The organism is Pseudomonas sp. PB101, assembly GCF_009764265.1.
Lineage (GTDB): Bacteria > Pseudomonadota > Gammaproteobacteria > Pseudomonadales > Pseudomonadaceae > Aquipseudomonas.
The window spans coordinates 96,667-116,123 of record NZ_RWIR01000016.1; the positions used below are offsets into that span (position 1 = coordinate 96,667).

16 protein-coding genes are annotated in these 19,457 nt (G+C 59.9%); 10 read left to right on the plus strand and 6 right to left on the minus strand.

The window, feature by feature from the left end; all coding sequences use genetic code 11:
- Positions 1-91: 91 nt before the first annotated feature.
- The 3 genes from EI969_RS04690 to EI969_RS04700 all read left to right on the plus strand — a co-directional run bounded on the left by EI969_RS04690 (position 92) and on the right by EI969_RS04700 (position 2,716).
- Positions 92-1,687: a GMC family oxidoreductase gene (locus tag EI969_RS04690; protein ID WP_160386141.1), complete on the plus strand. Its 1,596-nt coding sequence runs from the start codon at positions 92-94 to the stop codon at positions 1,685-1,687.
- Between the two features lie 115 nt (positions 1,688-1,802).
- On the plus strand, positions 1,803-2,282 hold the full coding sequence (coaD, locus tag EI969_RS04695; RefSeq protein ID WP_007897855.1) for a pantetheine-phosphate adenylyltransferase: 480 nt from the start codon (positions 1,803-1,805) through the stop codon (positions 2,280-2,282).
- Between the two features lie 182 nt (positions 2,283-2,464).
- The gene (locus EI969_RS04700; protein ID WP_160386142.1) at positions 2,465-2,716 is read left to right on the plus strand and encodes a YfhL family 4Fe-4S dicluster ferredoxin; all 252 of its coding nucleotides are present in this window, start codon (positions 2,465-2,467) and stop codon (positions 2,714-2,716) included.
- A gap of 123 nt (positions 2,717-2,839) precedes the next feature.
- On the opposite strand, the gene mutM is transcribed toward EI969_RS04700, so the two are convergent.
- Positions 2,840-3,652: a bifunctional DNA-formamidopyrimidine glycosylase/DNA-(apurinic or apyrimidinic site) lyase gene (mutM, locus tag EI969_RS04705; RefSeq protein ID WP_160386143.1), complete on the minus strand. Its 813-nt coding sequence runs from the start codon at positions 3,650-3,652 to the stop codon at positions 2,840-2,842.
- A 42-nt stretch (positions 3,653-3,694) separates the two neighbouring features.
- Positions 3,695-4,564, minus strand: a complete 870-nt coding sequence (locus tag EI969_RS04710; RefSeq protein WP_160386144.1) for an HDOD domain-containing protein — start codon at positions 4,562-4,564, stop codon at positions 3,695-3,697.
- A gap of 153 nt (positions 4,565-4,717) precedes the next feature.
- Here EI969_RS04710 and EI969_RS04715 point away from each other — a divergent pair, with 153 nt between their 5' ends.
- The 4 genes from EI969_RS04715 to ilvD all read left to right on the plus strand — a co-directional run bounded on the left by EI969_RS04715 (position 4,718) and on the right by ilvD (position 10,217).
- A complete protein-coding gene (locus EI969_RS04715; protein ID WP_103395796.1) occupies positions 4,718-5,914 on the plus strand; it encodes a class I SAM-dependent rRNA methyltransferase in 1,197 nt (398 codons plus the stop codon).
- Between the two features lie 250 nt (positions 5,915-6,164).
- Positions 6,165-7,361, plus strand: a complete 1,197-nt coding sequence (locus EI969_RS04720) for an MFS transporter (protein ID WP_160386145.1) — start codon at positions 6,165-6,167, stop codon at positions 7,359-7,361.
- Positions 7,362-7,554: 193 nt separating this feature from the next.
- A complete protein-coding gene (locus tag EI969_RS04725; protein WP_160386146.1) occupies positions 7,555-8,013 on the plus strand; it encodes a transposase in 459 nt (152 codons plus the stop codon).
- A gap of 362 nt (positions 8,014-8,375) precedes the next feature.
- Positions 8,376-10,217 carry a dihydroxy-acid dehydratase gene (gene ilvD, locus EI969_RS04730; protein ID WP_160386147.1) on the plus strand — a complete coding sequence of 614 codons (1,842 nt, stop codon included), beginning with the start codon at positions 8,376-8,378 and terminating at the stop codon, positions 10,215-10,217.
- Positions 10,218-10,783: 566 nt separating this feature from the next.
- Here ilvD and EI969_RS04735 read toward each other — a convergent pair.
- The 3 genes from EI969_RS04735 to EI969_RS04745 form a co-directional block, all read right to left on the minus strand.
- Positions 10,784-12,256 (minus strand): PAAR domain-containing protein, encoded by a 1,473-nt coding sequence (locus EI969_RS04735; protein ID WP_160386148.1) that lies wholly within the window; start codon positions 12,254-12,256, stop codon positions 10,784-10,786.
- A gap of 187 nt (positions 12,257-12,443) precedes the next feature.
- On the minus strand, positions 12,444-12,731 hold the full coding sequence (locus EI969_RS04740; RefSeq protein ID WP_160386149.1) for a DUF6124 family protein: 288 nt from the start codon (positions 12,729-12,731) through the stop codon (positions 12,444-12,446).
- A gap of 511 nt (positions 12,732-13,242) precedes the next feature.
- A complete protein-coding gene (locus tag EI969_RS04745) occupies positions 13,243-14,298 on the minus strand; it encodes a haloacid dehalogenase-like hydrolase (RefSeq protein WP_160386150.1) in 1,056 nt (351 codons plus the stop codon).
- A gap of 241 nt (positions 14,299-14,539) precedes the next feature.
- Between EI969_RS04745 and EI969_RS04750 the strand changes: the two genes are divergently transcribed.
- Positions 14,540-15,931, plus strand: a complete 1,392-nt coding sequence (locus EI969_RS04750) for an L-cystine transporter (protein ID WP_160386151.1) — start codon at positions 14,540-14,542, stop codon at positions 15,929-15,931.
- A 115-nt stretch (positions 15,932-16,046) separates the two neighbouring features.
- Here EI969_RS04750 and EI969_RS04755 read toward each other — a convergent pair whose 3' ends face one another.
- A complete protein-coding gene (locus EI969_RS04755) occupies positions 16,047-16,559 on the minus strand; it encodes a dihydrofolate reductase (protein WP_085716344.1) in 513 nt (170 codons plus the stop codon).
- 85 nt (positions 16,560-16,644) lie between these two features.
- Between EI969_RS04755 and EI969_RS04760 the strand changes: the two genes are divergently transcribed.
- Both EI969_RS04760 and EI969_RS04765 read left to right on the plus strand, forming a co-directional pair.
- Positions 16,645-18,015 carry a DUF2868 domain-containing protein gene (locus tag EI969_RS04760; protein ID WP_160386152.1) on the plus strand — a complete coding sequence of 457 codons (1,371 nt, stop codon included), beginning with the start codon at positions 16,645-16,647 and terminating at the stop codon, positions 18,013-18,015.
- Positions 18,008-19,384 carry a GTPase/DUF3482 domain-containing protein gene (locus EI969_RS04765; RefSeq protein WP_160386153.1) on the plus strand — a complete coding sequence of 459 codons (1,377 nt, stop codon included), beginning with the start codon at positions 18,008-18,010 and terminating at the stop codon, positions 19,382-19,384. Before EI969_RS04760 ends, EI969_RS04765 begins: the two co-directional genes overlap by 8 nt.
- The last annotated feature ends 73 nt before the right edge of the window (positions 19,385-19,457 follow it).

The window sequence follows — 19,457 nt, forward strand, 5'->3', positions numbered from 1 at the left end:
GCTCTGCACAAATCCTGTGGGAGCGTGGCTTGCCCGCGATGGCGTCAGTTGCCTCACCACCGCATCCAAAATAATAAAGAGAACCTGAAAGATGCCCGTACCCGATCCGTTCCGCGAAGGCATGGCCCGAGGCTGGAAAACCTACAACGGCTCACAACTGACCCAGGACCTGACACTCGAAGCGGACGTGGCGATCATCGGCAGCGGTGCCGGCGGCGGCACCACCGCCGAAATCCTCAGCGCGGCCGGCTACAAGGTGCTGCTGATCGAAGAAGGCCCGCTCAAGACCAGCAGCGACTTCAAGATGCTCGAAGACCAAGCCTACGCCAGCCTTTATCAGGAAGGCATCGGCCGCATGAGCAAGGACGGCGCCATCACCATCCTGCAAGGCCGGGCGGTGGGCGGCACCACGCTGATCAACTGGACCTCCAGTTTCCGCACCCCGGAGCCGACCCTGGAACACTGGGCCAAAGAACACAACGTCAAGGGCCACAGCCCGGCGGAAATGGCGCCGTGGTTCGAGAAAATGGAGCAGCGCCTGGGCGTCGCGCCGTGGATGGTGCCGCCCAACGCCAACAATGACGTGATCCGCAAGGGCTGCCAGGAACTGGGTTACAGCTGGCACGTCATCCCGCGCAACGTACGCGGCTGCTGGAACCTCGGCTACTGCGGCATGGGCTGCCCGACCAACGCCAAGCAGTCGATGATGGTCACCACCATTCCGGCCACTCTGGAAAAAGGCGGCGAGCTGCTTTACCTGGCCCGCGCCGAAAAACTCATGATCAGCGGCGACAAGGTCAGCGGCCTGCAATGTTCGGCGATGGATGAACGCTGCGTTGCACCGACCGGGCGCACCATCACGGTCAAGGCGCGGCATTACGTGCTCGCCGGTGGCGGCATCAACAGCCCCGCCTTGCTGATGCGCTCCGCTGCACCCGACCCGCACAAGCGCCTTGGAAAGCGCACGTTCCTGCACCCGGTGAACATGTCTGCGGCGTTGTTCGACGAAGTGGTCAACCCCTTCTACGGCGCGCCGCAGTCGATCTATTCCGACCATTTCCAATGGCAGGACGGCACCACCGGCAAGATGTCCTTCAAACTGGAAGTCCCGCCGTTGCATCCGGCGCTGGCCACGACATTGCTCGGCGGTTTCGGCCAGGAGAACTCGCAACATATGGCCAATCTGCCGCATACCCACGCCATGCTGGCGTTGCTGCGCGACGGCTTTCACCCGGACAGCCCCGGTGGCAGCGTCGAATTGCGCAGCGACGACACGCCGGTGCTGGATTACCAGCTCTCGCCTTACGCCTGGGATGGCTTGCGCCGGGCGTTCCACACCATGGCCGAGATCCAGTTCGCCGGTGGCGCCAAGGCTGTCATGCCGATGCACGCCGATGCCCGTTACGTGAAGACCCTCGCCGAAGCCCGCACGCTGATCGACGGCCTGAGCCTGGAGTTGTACCGCACACGCCTGGGCAGCGCCCACGTGATGGGCGGTTGCGCCATGGGCGAAGACCCGAAAAACGCGGTGACCGACAGCCTCGGCCGGCATCATCAACTGGGCAATCTGTCGATCCACGACGGCTCGCTGTTCCCCACCAGCATTGGCGCCAATCCGCAGCTGTCGGTCTACGGACTGACGGCGCAATTGGCGACCTCACTGGCCGAGCGTTTAAAAAACCCGTGAAAATGACGATTATTCCCATCGTCTATAGTGCTTTCTTACCCAACAGGCGACTTGGCCGACCGGGAAGGCTGCGATACCATCCGACTCCCCAACGGATTCCCGCCAGGACGACGCGATGAACCGAGTGTTGTACCCAGGTACCTTCGACCCTATTACCAAGGGCCATGGCGATCTGGTCGAACGCGCCTCGCGCCTGTTCGATCACGTGATCATCGCCGTCGCCGCGAGCCCCAAGAAAAACCCGCTGTTTCCTCTGGAACAACGGGTAGAACTGGCGCGCGAGGTCACCAAGCATCTGCCGAACGTTGAAGTCGTCGGTTTCTCGACGCTGTTGGCGCACTTCGCCAAAGAGAAGAATGCCAACGTGTTCCTGCGTGGTTTGCGCGCGGTGTCGGACTTCGAATACGAATTCCAGCTGGCCAACATGAACCGCCAGCTGGCACCGGACGTGGAAAGCCTGTTCCTGACCCCGTCCGAGCGCTACTCGTTCATTTCCTCGACACTGGTCCGTGAAATTGCAGCCCTGGGCGGCGATATCACCAAGTTCGTGCACCCTGCGGTGGCGGATGCCCTGACACTTCGATTCAAGAAGTAATACACGACTGTAGGAGCCGGCTTGCTGGCGATCAATACAACGCGGTGCACCTGACACACCGCCATCGCCAGCAAGCCGGCTCCTACAGAACGTCGCGCCCGCGTGCATAGCGCCCGCCAATGCGGCACAATTGTGTGCATTGGTTTATTGCGCCCGGGCTTGCCGCCCCGGCTGGAGTTAGCATGTCCCTGATCATCACCGACGATTGCATCAACTGCGACGTCTGCGAACCCGAGTGCCCGAACGCCGCCATTTCCCAAGGCGAAGATATCTACGTGATCGACCCGAACCTGTGCACCCAGTGCGTCGGCCACTACGACGAACCGCAGTGCCAGCAGGTCTGCCCGGTGGATTGCATTCCACTGGACGAAGCTCATCCGGAGACTGAAGAACAGTTGATGGAGAAGTACCGCAAGATTACCGGCAAGGCTTGAGCTTCCAACACCTGTTCAACCGCCATCGCGGGCAAGCCCGCTCCCACAAGGACCGCATAAATCCTGTGGGAGCGGGCTTGCCCGCGATGGCGTCATCAGCCTCACCGAAGATCTAACTGACTTTCAGCTCTGACAACGCGGGCAGAAAACGCTCGCGCGCTGCCCAAGCTTTACTTCCCGCAGCCCCGTGCCACAGACCTTGCAGTGTTCGCCACCGCGGCCGTACACGAACAGTTCCTGCTGGAAATAACCAGGCTGACCGTCGCCACCGATAAAGTCCCGCAGCGTGGTACCGCCGCGCTCGATGGCAGCCGCCAGGATGCGCTTGATCTCGATCGCCAGTTTCAAATACCGCGCACGGGAAATGCTCCCGGCTTCGCGGCGTGGGTCGATCCCGGCGGCGAACAACGCTTCGGTCGCATAGATATTGCCGACGCCCACCACCACCGCGTTGTCCATGATGAACGGTTTGACCGCCATCGAACGGCCCCGGGACTGCTGGAACAGGCGCTCGCCGTCGAACAGGTCGGTCAGCGGCTCAGGCCCCAGGCGGATCAGCAACTCATGATTGAGCGGGTCGAGACTCCAGAGCATCGCGCCGAAACGGCGCGGGTCGGTGTAACGCAGGGCCAGGCCCGACTCCAGTTCGATGTCCACATGCTCATGCTTGGCCGCCGGCAACCCGGCCTCCACCAGTCGCAAATTGCCCGACATGCCCAGATGGCTGATCAAGGTGCCGACTTCGGCGTTGATCAGCAGGTACTTGGCGCGCCGCTCCACCAACACGATGCGCTGCCCGGACAGGCGCACATCGAGATCTTCGGGAATCGGCCAGCGCAAACGCCGTTCACGCACGATCACCCGGCTGACGCGCTGGCCTTCCAGGTGCGGCGCGATACCGCGACGGGTGGTTTCGACTTCTGGCAATTCAGGCATGGTGCTCTCGGATCAGGCTAATGGCCTGGAAGGTTCCGACACTCAGCGATGAGTGCCGAGGTCGCGGATCGTCTGCTTGAGGGTCTCGAAGTCGTAGTCCGAGAGGCCGACATAATCGAGCACCAGCGGCGCGATGCTGTTCCACTCGTGATCTTCGGTCTGGTTGCCCAGCACCCGGTACGACGCGCAAATGTGCTCGGCCATCTTCAGGATCGCCAACAGGTTCTTCAATGAACTGTTGCGCGAAGACTCATTGCTGAAAATCGCCAACGCATTGTGGTGATTGGCGATCGCCGCGCTCACGTGCTCCGGCAGGCGCCACGACTTGGCCGTGTAATAGCCGACCACCGAGTGATTGGTATTGAACACCTGATTCTCCGTGTCGACCACCCGGCATTCTGCACTGGCATTGGCATAGGCCTGCTCCAGAACGCCCATGTAGTCGGGGAAGCGCTGGAGCATCAAGGGCACGCCGCAGTCGTGGAACAGGCCCAGGGCATAGGCTTCGTCGCCATTTTCAATGCCGATGCGCTTGGCCAGGGTCAGGCAGGTCATGGCCACGTCCTGAGCGGTGTCCCAGAAACGGTTCAGGGTGACGATGGTGTCGTCATTCATCTCGCCCTTGATCGACTGTGCGTTGATCAGGTTGATGACCGAGCGGCTGCCCAGCAGATTTACCGCGCGCTGGATCGAGGCAATCTTGTTGCTCAGCCCGTAATACGGCGAATTGACGATTTTCAGCAGGGACCCGGAAAGCCCCGGATCCTGGGAAATCAGCTTGGCGATGACTTCCAGATCCGGGTCGGGCATGTACTGCTCCATCTGCAAATCCACCATGATTTGCGGCTGGGCCGGTACGCTGATGCCCTGCAGGGCTTGTTGGATCTGTTCGGAAGTCAGCTCTTGGGACATATGTACACACTCTGGGTCAGACAGCGATTCTAACCTTTATAAAGTTGGATCCGACATACCAAATCGCAAGACAACCCTCGCCACATGTCCACTTGCAGGCCAATCCGGGGTCCCGACACGCTATACTCCCGCTCTTTTTTCCGGAGCGACGACATGTCCCTGCCTAGCCTGCGCCTCAAAGCCAACGCCGACCGTCGTCTGCGCAACGGTCATTTGTGGGTCTACAGCAACGAAATCGATGTAGCCGCGACGCCTTTGCACGGTTTCAAGGCCGGCGACCAAGCGATCCTCGAAGCCGCCGGCGGCAAGCCGCTGGGCATCGTCGCCATGAGCCCGAACAACCTGATCTGCGCCCGTGTGCTGTCGCGCGACATCAAGTTGCCGCTGGACAAGTCGCTGCTGGTACACCGCCTGAACGTGGCCCTGTCCCTGCGCGATCGCCTGTTCGACAAGCCGTTCTACCGCCTGGTCTACGGCGATTCCGACCTGCTGCCAGGCCTGGTGGTCGACCGTTTCGGCGACATCCTGGTGGTGCAGATCGCTTCGGCGACCATGGAAGCCCATAAAGATGACGTGATCGCGGCTCTGACCCAGGTGCTCAAGCCAAGCGGCATCCTGTTCAAGAACGACTCCGCTGCCCGTGACGCCGAAGGCCTCACCCGCTACGTCGAAACCGTGTTCGGCCTGGTGCCGGAGTGGGTTGCTCTCGAAGAGAACGGCGTGAAATTCGAAGCCCCGGTCATCCAGGGCCAGAAAACCGGCTGGTTCTACGACCACCGCATGAACCGCGCCCGCCTGGCACCGTATGCCAAAGGTAAACGCGTACTCGACCTGTACAGCTACATCGGCGGCTGGGGCGTACAAGCCGCTGCATTCGGCGCCAGCGAAGTGTTCTGCGTCGACGCATCGGCTTTCGCCCTCGACGGCGTCGAGCGCAACGCCGCGCTGAACGGCTTCGCCGAAAAAATGACCTGCATCGAAGGCGACGTGTTCGAAGCCCTCAAAGAGCTGAAAGCCAGCGAAGAACGCTTCGACGTGATCGTGGCCGACCCACCGGCGTTCATCAAACGCAAGAAAGACATGAAAAACGGCGAAGGCGCCTACCGCCGCCTGAACGAACAAGCCATGCGCCTGCTCACCAAGGACGGCATCCTGGTCAGCGCATCGTGCTCTATGCACCTGCCGGAAGACGACCTGCAGAACATCCTGCTGACCAGCGCCCGCCACCTGGACCGCAACATCCAGATGCTTGAGCGTGGAGGCCAGGGTCCGGATCATCCGGTTCATCCGGCGATTGCTGAAACCCGCTACATCAAGAGCATTACTTGCCGGTTGCTGCCTAACAGCTAAACCGCAAGACCTCTGTAGGAGCAGCCGGTCGACGCTCGATTGCTCGCGATGATCCTGAGAGCACCGCTGGGTGTCAGGCACCCAGCGTTATCGTTGACGACCATCGCGAGCGAGCTCGCTCCTACAGAGGTTCCCGACAGCAAAACAGGAAGCCTCCTACAGCGCTTTTGATTGAATTGCCTGCGTCCAAGACTAGTATCGGTTTCTGGTTTCAAGCATGAACGCTTGATCACTCCGGAAAACAAGAACTATGTCTGAGTCCTCTTACCCAGCACTTAGTGGCGATCTGAAGCGCCAACGGGCCTCCCGCTTTATCCTGATTACCAATATCTCGTTAATCAGTTTTTTCCCGCTGAATATCCTCCTGCCATCTTTTCCTGCTCTGGCCACGAAATTCAACACTTCAACTGCAGAAATCGCCCTATCCACCAGTCTGTTCACGCTGGTTTTTGCGTTCTCTCAATTAATAACCGGCCCGCTCTCGGATAGGTGGGGGCGCAAGGAAGTTCTTCTTGGTTGCATCGTCGTTTCTACGCTCGGCTCGATAGGGTGCGCGCTGGCTACGGACTTCCCAAGCTTCCTGGCGTTTCGTGCAGTCCAAGCCATCGGGTGTGGTTTTTTTGTGTTGGGTCATGCACTGGTGGAGGATTTGTTCGATGAACAGGATAGGGCCCGGGTGCGCATTTATTACATGACGCTGAGCGGTTCCTTTGTTGCACTGGCACCGCTGTTAGGCACTTGGCTACAAACCACTTTCGATTGGCAGGGTAGTTTTTATGGTTTTGCGCTCATGGCGCTCGGCATGCTGATCCATGCCCAACTGATACTGCCTTCCAAGGCAGCCCTCCCGGAAAAAACACCCGTTTCTATCATCCGTACGTTGAAATCCATCGCTGAAAATCAAGACTTCATCCGCTATTGGTGGATAGCCGCGTTAGTGTTCGCTTGTTATTTCGCGTTGATCAGCGTGACACCGCTGATTTTCATGGATGAGTTGAAACTATCCGAGTACCAGTACGCGTGGGTACTCATGGTGTATGGAGTCGCCTATTTCCTGGGTGGAGTCGTTGCCAGTACCGTGCAGAAACATATCTCCCTCTCTCTGCAAATCAACATCGGCCTCGGATTACTGGGTGCCGCCGGTCTGTTGTTGGCGTTGATCATCCGTTATGGGGCGATGACAACCATCACCTTGCTCATACCGCTGCTGATCAGCGCTCTGGCGGTCACCCTGGTACGGCCTGCCGCCATTTCCGCAGCCATGTTGCTGTTCTCAAACAGCGCAGGGACCGCAGCATCCGCAGGCAACAGCATCATGTTCGTTACCGCCGCCGTCAGCAGCGCCGCCCTCGCACAAACAGGAGACAATTTGCTCATGACCATTGCTGTCAGCTACATCGTGTTCAGTCTTTGGGGGTTGCTGACGAACATCAGAATCGGGCGCTGACTTGTAGGAGCGAGCTCGCTCGCGAAGAACGTCAACGATGATGCAGCGCTTCTGGTAACCATCGTCGCCTGTAGGTTCATCGCGAGCAAGCTCGCTCCTACAGACATAAGACATATCTGGAACTACTGTCGAACCACCTATCTCCCCTTCCTCACCTACCGTTTCTCTTCCAATCGCAGAAGAGGACCAAGGAATGTCCAACGCACCCCATGCCCATCACTTACGCACCGGCCGTCGCTCGGAAACCGGCCGGATTTATTTGCTCACAGCTGTTACCCACCTGCGAAAACCCGTCTTCAAGGACTGGCATATGGGTCGTAGGGTGGTAAGCGAATTCAGGAGGGCAACTGAGGACGGCCAAGCCTCCTCTATTGCCTGGGTGATCATGCCAGATCACTTTCACTGGCTGGTCGAGTTGCATAGCGGTGATTTGCCGAAACTGATGCAAGCCACCAAATCTCGAAGCGCCCGCGCTATCAACAAGGTGAGAGGCTGCCACGAGACGCTATGGCAAAAAGGTTATTTTGACCGGGCGTTGCGTCGCGAGGACGATCTGAAAGCGATGGCCCGATACATCGTTGCCAACCCATTGCGAGCAAGGCTAGTCGACCATATCGGCAAATATCCGCTATGGGACGCCATCTGGCTCTGAAACGCAGCCCACTGTAGGAGCGAGCTCGCTCGCGATGGTCGTCAACGATAACGTTGGCATCCAGGCACCCCGCGGCGTTTTCTGGTTCATCGCGAGCGAGCTCGCTCCTACAAGGATTGCGTCCGCACGTCTTGTGAATGCTGCCTCCACGCTTGCAACCATTCCCTCCAGCCGCCAGCCGTGTAGAATCGCGAACATTCATCGCCAGTCATCCCCGGCGGGTTTATGAGCTCAAGCTGAAGCGCGCGGCGATCCCGCAAAGTTATCGGCAACTTCCGGACACGCGGCCATTTCTGAGTGTTCCAGACGTCAATAGAAGCTCACTTCCCTTTTGATACCTGATTAGCCGCCCGGAGTGCTTCATGCCTGATTACCGCTCGAAAACATCCACCCACGGCCGCAACATGGCCGGTGCCCGCGCACTGTGGCGCGCCACGGGGATGAAAGATGACGACTTCAAGAAGCCGATCATCGCCATTGCCAACTCGTTCACCCAGTTCGTACCGGGCCACGTCCACCTCAAGGACCTGGGCCAGCTGGTTGCCCGCGAAATCGAACGCGCTGGCGGCGTGGCAAAGGAATTCAACACCATCGCTGTCGATGACGGCATCGCCATGGGCCACGACGGCATGCTGTATTCGCTGCCGAGCCGCGAGATCATCGCCGACTCCGTCGAGTACATGGTCAACGCCCACTGCGCCGACGCCATCGTCTGCATTTCCAACTGCGACAAGATCACCCCTGGCATGCTGATGGCGTCCCTGCGCCTGAACATCCCGGTGATCTTCGTCTCCGGCGGCCCGATGGAAGCCGGCAAGACCAAACTCGCCTCTCACGGCCTCGACCTGGTCGACGCCATGGTGATCGCCGCCGACTCCAGCGCTTCTGACGAGAAAGTCGCCGAGTACGAGCGCAGCGCCTGCCCGACCTGCGGTTCGTGCTCTGGCATGTTCACCGCCAACTCGATGAACTGCCTGGTCGAAGCACTGGGCCTGGCATTGCCGGGCAACGGTTCGACCCTGGCCACCCACAGCGACCGCGAGCAGCTGTTCCTGCAGGCCGGCCGCACCATCGTCGAGCTGTGCAAGCGTTATTACGGCGAGAACGACGAGTCGGTATTGCCGCGCAACATCGCCAACTTCCAGGCGTTCGAAAACGCCATGACCCTGGACATCGCCATGGGCGGTTCCACCAACACCATCCTGCACTTGCTGGCCGCTGCCCAGGAAGCCGAGATCGATTTCGACCTGCGCGACATCGACCGTCTGTCCCGTCACGTGCCGCAATTGTGCAAGGTCGCGCCGAACATCCAGAAGTACCACATGGAAGACGTGCACCGTGCCGGCGGGATCTTCAGCATCCTCGGCTCGCTGGCCCGCGGCGGTTTGCTGCACACCCAGTTGCCGACCGTGCACAGCCGCAGCATGGAAGAAGCCATCGCCAAGTGGGACATCACCCAGACCAACGACGAAGCCGTGCATCACTTCTTCAAGGCTGGCCCTGCGGGCATCCCGACGCAAACCGCGTTCAGCCAGTCGACCCGCTGGGAAACCCTGGATGACGACCGTGAAAACGGCTGCATCCGCAGTGTCGAGCACGCTTACTCGCAAGAAGGCGGCCTGGCCGTGCTCTACGGCAACATCGCCCTGGACGGTTGCGTCGTGAAAACCGCTGGCGTCGACGAGTCGATCCACGTCTTCGAAGGCAACGCCAAGATCTTCGAAAGCCAGGACAGCGCCGTGCGCGGCATCCTCGCTGACGAAGTGAAGGAAGGCGACATCGTCATCATCCGCTACGAAGGCCCGAAAGGCGGCCCGGGCATGCAGGAAATGCTCTACCCGACGTCGTACCTGAAATCCAAAGGCCTGGGCAAAGCCTGCGCCCTGCTCACCGACGGCCGTTTCTCCGGCGGCACCTCGGGCCTGTCCATCGGCCACGCTTCACCTGAAGCAGCTGCCGGCGGCGCGATCGGCCTGGTACAGGACGGCGACAAGGTACTGATCGACATTCCTAACCGCTCGATCAACCTGTTGGTCAGCGACGAAGAACTGGCTGTACGCCGGGTCGAGCAGGACAAGAAAGGCTGGAAGCCGGTGGAAGTGCGTCCACGTAAAGTGACCACTGCGCTGAAAGCCTACGCCCTGCTGGCGACCAGTGCCGACAAGGGTGCTGTGCGTAACAAGGCGATGCTTGACGGGCTGTAAGCGTTAACCATCGAACATGAAAATGCCCCGCCAAGTGCGGGGTATTTTTTTGGATCAATTATCAGTCGATCATATCGGTCCTTGGCACTTCTAACTTTCCATATAAAAACACCCTATATCAGGGAATCAAAAAGCAGGAGATCCTTATTCGCGGGAGCGAGAGCTCCGCGCAACTTGCCACAGGTAGTGAAGCGCTAACAATGTCGGCCCAAGAACTACCGCACCAAACCACATGTTGCTGCTAGGGTGAGCTAATGAATATATCAGCACAGGAAATATTACAATCAAGCCTATTACCAACATTACTGATATAACCAGCCTTCGACACGGCCTGATGCCACTAGGCCCGTTGAAGGACGCCAATAAAAGCCCGATAGTTCCTAGCCATGCGAGTGTGCTTAGCAATATACCAAACAGGTCACCAAACATCGTAAAAAACAGACTGAGTAGAGCCAACCCAACAGCAGGCAGAACACCTCCAACCAAATATATAGCTGAGCAAAGAATGCGTACCACCATGTACATCTACTCCATTAAAGTAACTCGCCGAGTTAAATAATCTGACCTCATCGCACGCCCCGGCCTGCGGCAATGTCAAGAATCGCCTGTTCGATGAGGTGGCGATCAGAGCGCCGCAGCAGCTCATCAAATTGCGTCGCCGCCTTAAGTACGAAGGGCATGCGTTGATGGATGTCGGCCAGATTGGCAAAGTAATCGCTGCTGAAACCAACTGTACGTCCATCGTCACTGGGACGGCACTGGCTGGCCAGGGTCAGTTCGACGGCTGCAGCGGCACCGGACGGTAAGTTCGTAACATAAGAGAACTGATTGCCAAGTAGCAAAGCCACCAGATTCAGGTCACTGTACATTGCTGGCTGCAGGATGTTCTTCTGTTCATGTTCGGCAAGAAAAACAACACTCTCGGTGATGTTGCGTGCATCAATGGCTTCGAAGGCTTGCAGGATTTCCTTGTGGTTATAACCAAATATCACCTTCTTCTGCTCGATCGGCCACAGGACTGGATACTGATCATGCTCATAAATATCTTGACGAGCGCCCAAGCAAGTCCTGAGCGCCGACAACCCACGCTCTTTGTAAAAAGCGTGTAGCGGAAACACATCCAAAAACAGCGTGGTATTGCCAAGCGCCAGCATGTCGTGCACGTAATGGAGCTGCTTCTGCACATACGACAACGACTCACCCTCGTTCCGCTTACCACCAGGCAGCGGGTTGTTGCGGCGGGCTTGTTCGTATTCTTGTCGCGCTTTCTCACTTCGTTGAGCGCTCTGCTCCCGTTCATGCTCGCTTCGCTTGTCGAACAACCCGGAAAATCCTCTCCTGATCGCATCCTTCCTGCGTAATTGCGCGTCATGTTCGGTCTGGATCTTGTCGATCGAATCAGCCGCATGCAGCAATCCACAACCCACCTGCTTGGAGGCGAACGCCGCGAGACCGGCCCATTGGAAACGCTGATCCTCCAGCCACAATCGGGCGTACGCCGAATTGATTGCTCGATTACGCACCTTGGGGTCGGCAATTAGGATGCCGCCCGGCGCTACGATCGCTTCGGCTCTTTGCTGATAGCTGCGCCAAAGGTTCTGGCAGACCTGTCCCGACTGCTCGCTATAGCTCGTTACAGGATGGCTTGGCGGCGGGGTGAAGCTGGAGGCGCGTGGCTCGGCTGTCGGTTGTCGTGCTTCGGCCGGCGTGGCGGGTTGGGCGGCAGCTCGGGCAGGCGGCGCAACGTTGCCGGTTTCGATCCGCTGGCTCCTGATGGTCTGGTTGGCAATCAGCTTGGGTGGTGGATCGCACTTGCATTTGCACAGGTCGCCATCCAGGGCAGGCTTGCGTCCATCCCACTCCTCCGAAAGACGTGGGCTGACGCAAATGATGGTCCCGGTGCTGTCGCATTCCGGGCATTTGACTTCATCACCCTCGCGGGCCATGGCCTGGCCATTGATGCGGCCATGAGGCAAACCACTGACGACAGTGCCGCCGACGGTGGTTTTTGCCCCGACCGTGATGTAATAGCGCTTCATGCGAAATGTGTCCTTGTCAGATCGAAAGGACGCACGCTAGAAGAGGCGAAGCGGAGGAAAAATCAGACGTTTCCTTGATGGATGTAGGTCAATTCTGAAATAAGGCTGGATATGGAAGTCGGTGTACTTGCGGTAGCCGCCGAAAATGAAAATGCCCCGCCAAGTGCGGGGCATTTTTTTGCCAGCGTTACTCCTGCGGGTCGAGATTATCCAGCGCCTGATTCACCGCCAACTCGCCCAGCATGATCACCTGCGCAATCCCCAGCATCGTGCTGCGTTGCGAGCCTTCCAGCAGTGCGGCGAAATCGCTGGCCATGACATTGGCCGAGGCGAGGGATTCGCAGGCATGGGCCAACAGGGTTTCGGTGTCGAGGCCGGGGGCGATGACGAATGTTCGGCTGGGTTTGCGCGCAGTGGTGTTGATGTGGGCGCAGAGGTGGTTGGAATCGGGAGGATCGGGGGTAACTTTCAACATTGATGGAGCTCCGGGTGAGAAAAAGGGAGCCATCACCCTCGCTACCAAACGAGGGTGGCGGCCATACGCAGGTTGGTAGACCGGTCACCAGGAACCCGGCGCGTCCGAAGATGCCCTGCGCATGGCCACCATATGAGCAGAGACAGAAACGACCCCTGCAAAGGGTGGCGCAATGCGCCGAGGTGAACACGGGCTACCAAACCCGATCACTGATGTTCAGTGACGCGGAAACGATAGAAGCCGCCCCCCAGGCGCACAAGCCGGCGGATTCTGGCGTAGTCGTAGGCCGCTACGCAAGAATGCGTAGGTTTCGACTGTAAGGAGATGTCGTTCGAGCGGAAGATTTCATTGCACCGACTGGCCCCATCGCGGGCAAGCCCGCTCCCACAGATCTTTGTAGGAGCGAGCTTGCTCGCGATGAACGCAAAGGCACCGCGCTAAATCAGAAAGCACGCGTCATCGTTAACGACCATCGCGAGCAAGCTCGCTCCTACAGCAGTTGCACCCGGTCTTACTGAATTTCTTCAGGCTTGACGATCACCCAGTTCTTGTCGGCAGTCACCGTCAACCCTTCCTTGGCCTGGGCCGCGGCGTTCTTGGCCATCATGCCCTGGATCTGGGTCATGTACTTGTCCTTGCGGTTGACCCACAGGTGGATGCCGCCCTTGGCCACGTCAACACTGTGGAACAGCATGTAGCCGTCGCTGGTCGGAGTGTCGCCGCCGACCAGCACCGGTTTTTTCCACTCGTCGATGTAGGTCAGGATCGCCGCCTGTTTGCCGGCCATCCAGGTTGCCGGGGTCCACAGGTACGGGGTCAGTTCGAGGCCGAGGTTGGCCTTCTCGTCATATTTGCCGGCGGTGATCTGCTTGCGCGCGGTGGTCAACTCGCCAGTCTTCTGGTCCTTGAGCAACAGCGACACACCGATCACGTTCTGCGGTTTGACGTTGTAGCCGTACTTCGGATCGGCCGCGACCATGCGCACCAGTTCTTCGGAGGCGGCGGTCATCACGTAGACCTCGATGCCGTTCTCCATCAGTTTGTTGTACAGCTCTTGCTGGCCGGTGAAGATTTTCGGCGGGTTGACGTCGAGTTTCTTGACCACGTCGCCTTCGTAATAAGTGGCCGGTACCGGTTTGCCGGAGGCCATCAGTTCATCGACGTAGCCCTTGAGTTCCTTGAGCGTGAAGCCGGAGAACACCTGGGCGACCCATGGGTAGCAGACCATGTCGTCGAGTTCGCAGAGGCGGTAGTAGTAGCTGAACAGGCTTTCCTTGTGATCGGCAGTGTCTTTGAACGGCATCAGCTTCAGGGAGGGATCGAGCTTGTCGCGCGTGATCAGGCCCTTGTTCTCCATGAACGGCAGCAACGACTCTTCAAGGTCGTAGCGGTAACTGGTGTTGTCCATGTCGAACACCGCGTAGTTACCCTTGTTGGCGTTGGCGGCGATCATCGCGTCCAGCGCCTTGGCCTGATCGGCCGGCCAGTGTTTCAGATCCGTCGCGAGTACCTGGCCGGCGAGGCCGAGGCAAATCGCTGCAGCCAGAAATTTCGGTGCGAACTTCATGTGCATATCTCCCTGAATGAAAGACATCGACGCTAACAAATAAGTGTGACAGTCCCCGTCTGTCAGCGACCGCCCACGTCCCTTTCGCGTCAGTTGCATTTCTGACAGCGACATCCGCTTATTCCAAAAACGACAGTCACCATACGTTTTTGATATTAATTCATTAGTTTTCAAGCTGTTAGGCTTGCCGGTTCGCAGCTGCCCCGGAAGGTGGCTGGCACAAGTCTCACTCGGAGTTCTCATGAATCTGCCGCTGATCCTCAATCTGCTGGTGTTCCTCGCCCTGCTCTTCGGCTTGGCGCAATCCCGCCAAACCAACTGGAGCCTGGCGAAAAAAGTCCTGCTCGCTCTGGTGCTGGGCGTGGCGTTCGGTGTGGCGTTGCACACTGTCTATGGTGCCGGCAACCCGGTATTGAAAGCCTCGATCGGCTGGTTCGATCTGGTGGGCAACGGTTATGTGCAGCTGCTGCAGATGATCGTGATCCCGCTGGTGTTCGCCTCGATTCTCAGCGCCGTGGCCCGCCTGCACAACGCCTCGTCCTTGGGCAAGATCAGTTTCCTGACCATCGGCACGCTGCTGTTCACCACCGCCATCGCGGCGCTGATCGGCATCGGCCTGACCAACCTGTTCGGCCTGACCGCCGAAGGCCTGGTGGCCGGCACCCAGGAAATGGCGCGCCTGCAAACCATCCAGACCGACTACGCCGGCAAGGTCGCCGACCTGAATGTGCCGCAGCTGTTGCTGTCGTTCATTCCGCAAAATCCGTTCGCCGATCTGGCGCGGGCCAAGCCGACGTCGATCATCAGCGTGGTGATTTTCGCCGCGTTCCTGGGTGTCGCCGCGCTGCAACTGCTCAAGGATGACGCCGAGAAAGGTCAGAAAGTGATCAACGCCATCGACACCCTGCAAGCCTGGGTGATGCGCCTGGTGCGCCTGGTGATGAAGCTGACCCCGTACGGCGTGCTGGCGCTGATGACCAAGGTGGTCGCCGGTTCCAACCTGCAAGACATCATCAAGCTCGGCAGTTTCGTGGTGGTGTCCTACATCGGCCTGGGCCTGATGTTTGTAGTCCACGGCGTGCTGGTGTCGGCCGCCGGGATCAACCCACTGCGTTTCTTCCGCAAGATCTGGCCGGTGCTGACGTTTGCCTTCACCAGCCGCTCCAGCGCTGCAACGATCCCGTTGAGCATCGAGGCGCAGACCAGTCGCCTGGGCATCCCGCAGTCGATTGCCAGTTTCGCTGCGTCGTTTGGCGCAACCATTGGCCAGAACGGTTGTGCCGGCCTGTACCCGGCGATGTTGGCGGTGATGGTGGCGCCGACCGTGGGCATCAATCCGTTGGACCCGTTGTGGATCGCGACGCTGGTGGCGATTGTCACGCTGAGTTCGGCCGGTGTGGCCGGGGTTGGTGGCGGCGCGACCTTTGCCGCATTGATCGTGTTGCCGGCGATGGGCTTGCCGGTGTCACTGGTGGCGTTGCTGATTTCGGTCGAGCCGCTGATCGATATGGGGCGTACGGCGTTGAACGTCAGTGGTTCGATGACGGCGGGGGCGATTACCAGCCAGGTGATGCAGCAGACTGATAAAGAGTTGCTGGATGCGGATGAGCATTCGGAGTTGGCTCACGCTTAAGTAGCGTCAGTCAGACCGCTATCGCTGGCAAGCCAGCTCCCACAGGAATTGCGGTGTAGCACATAGTGTGTGAACACAACAGAAACTTGTGGGAGCGGGCTTGCCCGCGATGCTTTTAAGCTTTTTCCCAGACTTCGAAGTTGTATGCGGGCTTGTCATCCACCGCTGGATTTTCGATGTTTGAAACCAGTTTCCACTGGTTCAAATCAAACTCCGGAAACCACGCATCCCCTTCCGGGCTCAGCGCCACACGGGTCAGGTACAGGCGATCAGCCTGCGCCAACCCTTGCGCATACAACTGCGCCCCGCCAATCAGCATCAGCTCATCGACGCCCTGTTCCTTCGCCCATGCTTCGGCGCGAACCACCGCTGCTTCCAGCGATGGATAAACCTCCGCACCTTCGAGCACCAGATCCGCCTGCCGGCTGACCACGATGTTCAAACGCCCCGGCAACGGTCGACCGAGGGAATCCCAGGTCTTGCGCCCCATGATGATCGGCTTGCCGAGGGTCGTGGCCTTGAAGTATTTGAAGTCCCCCGGCAGGTGCCAGGGCATGCTGTTGTCGACGCCGATCACGCGGTTTTCACCGAGGGCTGCGATCAGGCTGAGGGGGAGTGATTTAGTCATGCCGGCGAGGATACCAGAGCCGTGCTTTCGCCGATAAGCGCCACAGCGGTTATGCTCACAGCTCAATTAAGCGACGGGATGCCGCGTGACTGAACTCAATACCCTCTGGCTGACAGAATCCATCCGCCTGCGCGAAGAGCACGCAGGCCCTTTGGAAGACCTTGAAGCCAACCGACTGGCCCGCAGCGCCGGCGGCGATTTGCCGTCGCGCATTCAACGCCGGGCCCTGTGGCTGGCTGAACGCGATGGCCTGGCTACGGCCCTCAAGCACTGGCTGCAAGGCGCACGACTGGCGCTGATCGTCATGGCGCTGCTGGCGGTGATCAGCGGCGCCGGCCTGGCCTTTGCGGCAATGGGTGACGGCCTGCACCCGGTGAATGTGTTCTGGGCTTTGGGCAGCCTGCTCGGGCTGAATCTGATCCTGCTGCTGAGCTGGGCCCTGGGGCTGGTGTTTGCCGGCGAACACGGCGCCAGTCTCGGGCGCCTGTGGCTGTGGCTCAGCGAAAAACTCGCCCGGGATGCCAAAGCCGCGCAGCTGGCCCCGGCTCTGCTGCTGTTGCTGCAACGCCATAAACTCAATCGCTGGGCCATCGGTGTGCTGGTCAACAGCCTGTGGTTGCTGGCGATGCTCAGCGCGCTGGTGATCCTGCTGACGTTGATGGCGACCCGTCGCTACGGCTTCGTCTGGGAAACCACGATCCTCAGTGCCGACACCTTTATCGCCGTCACTCAAGCGCTGGGTGCGCTCCCGGCCCTGCTCGGTTTCGGCGTGCCGACCGAGGAAATGATCCGTGCCAGTGGCGATGCCGCACTGAACATCGAAAGCGCGCGTCAGGCCTGGGCCGCATGGCTGGTGGGGGTGCTGCTGGTCTACGGCGTATTGCCGCGCCTGCTGCTCGCGCTGTTTTGCCTGTGGCGCTGGAAGACCGGGCAAACAGCGCTGCGTCTGGATTTGAACCTGCCCGGCTACGCGCAACTGCGCGAACGCTTGATGCCCACCAGCGAGCGACTCGGTGTCAGCGATGAGGCACCGGCGCAACTGCATCGCGTGGAAAGCGGCGTGACTGAACAGCAAAGCGACGGCGCGCTGTTGGTCGCCATCGAACTGGACGAGCAGCGCCCGTGGCCACCGCCATTGCCGAAAAACGTCAGCGACGCCGGCATCCTCGACAGCCGCGAGTCGCGGCACAAACTCCTCGAACAGCTGAGCCGTTTTCCTCCGGCGCGCCTGGCCATCGCCTGCGATCCACGACGCTCGCCGGATCGCGGCAGCCTGGCCTTGATTGCCGAACTGGCCCGCAGCGCCAGCGCCACCCGCGTGTGGTTGTTGCAGGCACCCCCCGGTGAAGCGCTGGACGCCGAACGCCTGGGCGACTGGCACGTGGCGTTGCAACAGCTTGAGTTGCCGTTTGCCGATTGCGCGCCGCTGAACTGGCTGGAGACGGGTCATGACTGATACCCACAAGCAGCCCCTGAAACTCGCCGTCGTCGGCCACACCAACGTCGGCAAGACCTCGTTGCTGCGCACCCTGACCCGCGATGTCGGCTTCGGTGAAGTGTCCCATCGCCCCAGCACCACGCGGCATGTCGAGGGCGCTCGGTTGTCGGTGGACGGCGAGCCGCTACTAGAACTCTACGACACACCCGGCCTGGAAGACGCCATCGCCCTGCTCGATTACCTCGAACGCCTGGAACGCCCGGGCGAGCGCCTCGACGGCCCGGCCCGCCTGGCGCGCTTCCTCGATGGCAGCGAAGCCCGGCAACGCTTCGAACAGGAAGCCAAGGTGCTGCGCCAGTTGCTGGCGTCGGACGCCGGGCTCTATGTGATCGACGCCCGGGAGCCGGTGCTGGCCAAGTATCGCGACGAGCTGGAAGTGCTGGCCAGTTGCGGCAAACCCTTGCTGCCGGTACTGAACTTCGTCAGCAGCGCCAACCACCGCGAGCCGGCCTGGCGGGAAGCGCTGGCGCGGCTAGGCTTGCATGCCCTGGTGCGCTTCGACAGCGTCGCGCCGCCGGAGGATGGCGAGCGTCGACTCTACGAAAGCCTCGCCCTGCTGCTGGAGTCTGCCCGGCCGCAACTGGAACGCCTGATCGCCGATCAGCAAGCCCAGCGCCTGGCTCGCCAGCAAAGCGCAGCGCGATTGATTGCCGAGTTGCTGATCGATTGTGCGGCTTGTCGGCGCAGCGTGGTCAGTGAGGCCGAACGGGAACAACAGGCGATCAGCGAACTGCGCAAAGCCGTACGTCAGCGTGAGCAGCGTTGCGTCGAGTCCCTGCTCAAGCTCTACGCCTTCCGCCCACAGGATGCCGCGGCCAGTGATTTGCCGCTGCTCGACGGTCGTTGGGGCGACGACTTGTTCAATCCGGAAACCCTGAAGCAACTGGGTGTGCGGGTCGGTGGCGGAATCGCTGCCGGCGCGGCCGCCGGGGCCGGGGTCGATTTGCTGGTGGGTGGCATCACCTTGGGCGCAGCGGCATTGGCCGGAGCGATTGCCGGAGGCGCCCTGCAAACCGCACGCAGCTATGGCGGTCGCTTGCTGGGCAAGATCAAGGGCCAGCGCGAACTGACGGTGGATGACAACGTGTTGCGCCTGTTGGCGCTGCGCCAGCGCCAATTGCTGCAAGCGCTCAATGCCCGTGGGCACGCGGCGATGGACAGCATTCAGGTGGCAGCGCCCCAGGACAAGAGCTGGCGCGAAGGCAAATTGCCCGAGGCGCTGAACAAGGCGCGGGCGCATCCGCAGTGGTCGTCGCTCAATCCGCATCCGAAGTTGAATCAGGCGGAGCGGCAGGATCAGGTTGAGGCACTGGCAAGAGATTTATAGGGGCTGAGCCGGCGCCATCGCGGGCAAGCCCGCTCCCACAGGTTTTCTGGTGTACACAAGATCTGTGTCACCA

Bases quoted from the DNA above. Each gene is read 5' to 3' on its own strand.
- EI969_RS04690 (WP_160386141.1), top strand. From the start codon at position 92: ATGCCCGTACCCGATCCGTTCCGCGAAGGCATGGCCCGAGGCTGGAAA.
- coaD (WP_007897855.1), top strand. From the start codon at position 1,803: ATGAACCGAGTGTTGTACCCAGGTACCTTCGACCCTATTACCAAGGGC.
- EI969_RS04740 (WP_160386149.1), bottom strand. From the start codon at position 12,731: ATGTTGAAAGTTACCCCCGATCCTCCCGATTCCAACCACCTCTGCGCC.
- EI969_RS04745 (WP_160386150.1), bottom strand. From the start codon at position 14,298: ATGAAGTTCGCACCGAAATTTCTGGCTGCAGCGATTTGCCTCGGCCTC.
- EI969_RS04735 (WP_160386148.1), bottom strand. From the start codon at position 12,256: ATGAAGCGCTATTACATCACGGTCGGGGCAAAAACCACCGTCGGCGGC.
- EI969_RS04700 (WP_160386142.1), top strand. From the start codon at position 2,465: ATGTCCCTGATCATCACCGACGATTGCATCAACTGCGACGTCTGCGAA.
- EI969_RS04715 (WP_103395796.1), top strand. From the start codon at position 4,718: ATGTCCCTGCCTAGCCTGCGCCTCAAAGCCAACGCCGACCGTCGTCTG.
- mutM (WP_160386143.1), bottom strand. From the start codon at position 3,652: ATGCCTGAATTGCCAGAAGTCGAAACCACCCGTCGCGGTATCGCGCCG.
- ilvD (WP_160386147.1), top strand. From the start codon at position 8,376: ATGCCTGATTACCGCTCGAAAACATCCACCCACGGCCGCAACATGGCC.
- EI969_RS04765 (WP_160386153.1), top strand. From the start codon at position 18,008: ATGACTGATACCCACAAGCAGCCCCTGAAACTCGCCGTCGTCGGCCAC.
- EI969_RS04755 (WP_085716344.1), bottom strand. From the start codon at position 16,559: ATGACTAAATCACTCCCCCTCAGCCTGATCGCAGCCCTCGGTGAAAAC.
- EI969_RS04720 (WP_160386145.1), top strand. From the start codon at position 6,165: ATGTCTGAGTCCTCTTACCCAGCACTTAGTGGCGATCTGAAGCGCCAA.
- EI969_RS04725 (WP_160386146.1), top strand. From the start codon at position 7,555: ATGTCCAACGCACCCCATGCCCATCACTTACGCACCGGCCGTCGCTCG.
- EI969_RS04750 (WP_160386151.1), top strand. From the start codon at position 14,540: ATGAATCTGCCGCTGATCCTCAATCTGCTGGTGTTCCTCGCCCTGCTC.
- EI969_RS04710 (WP_160386144.1), bottom strand. From the start codon at position 4,564: ATGTCCCAAGAGCTGACTTCCGAACAGATCCAACAAGCCCTGCAGGGC.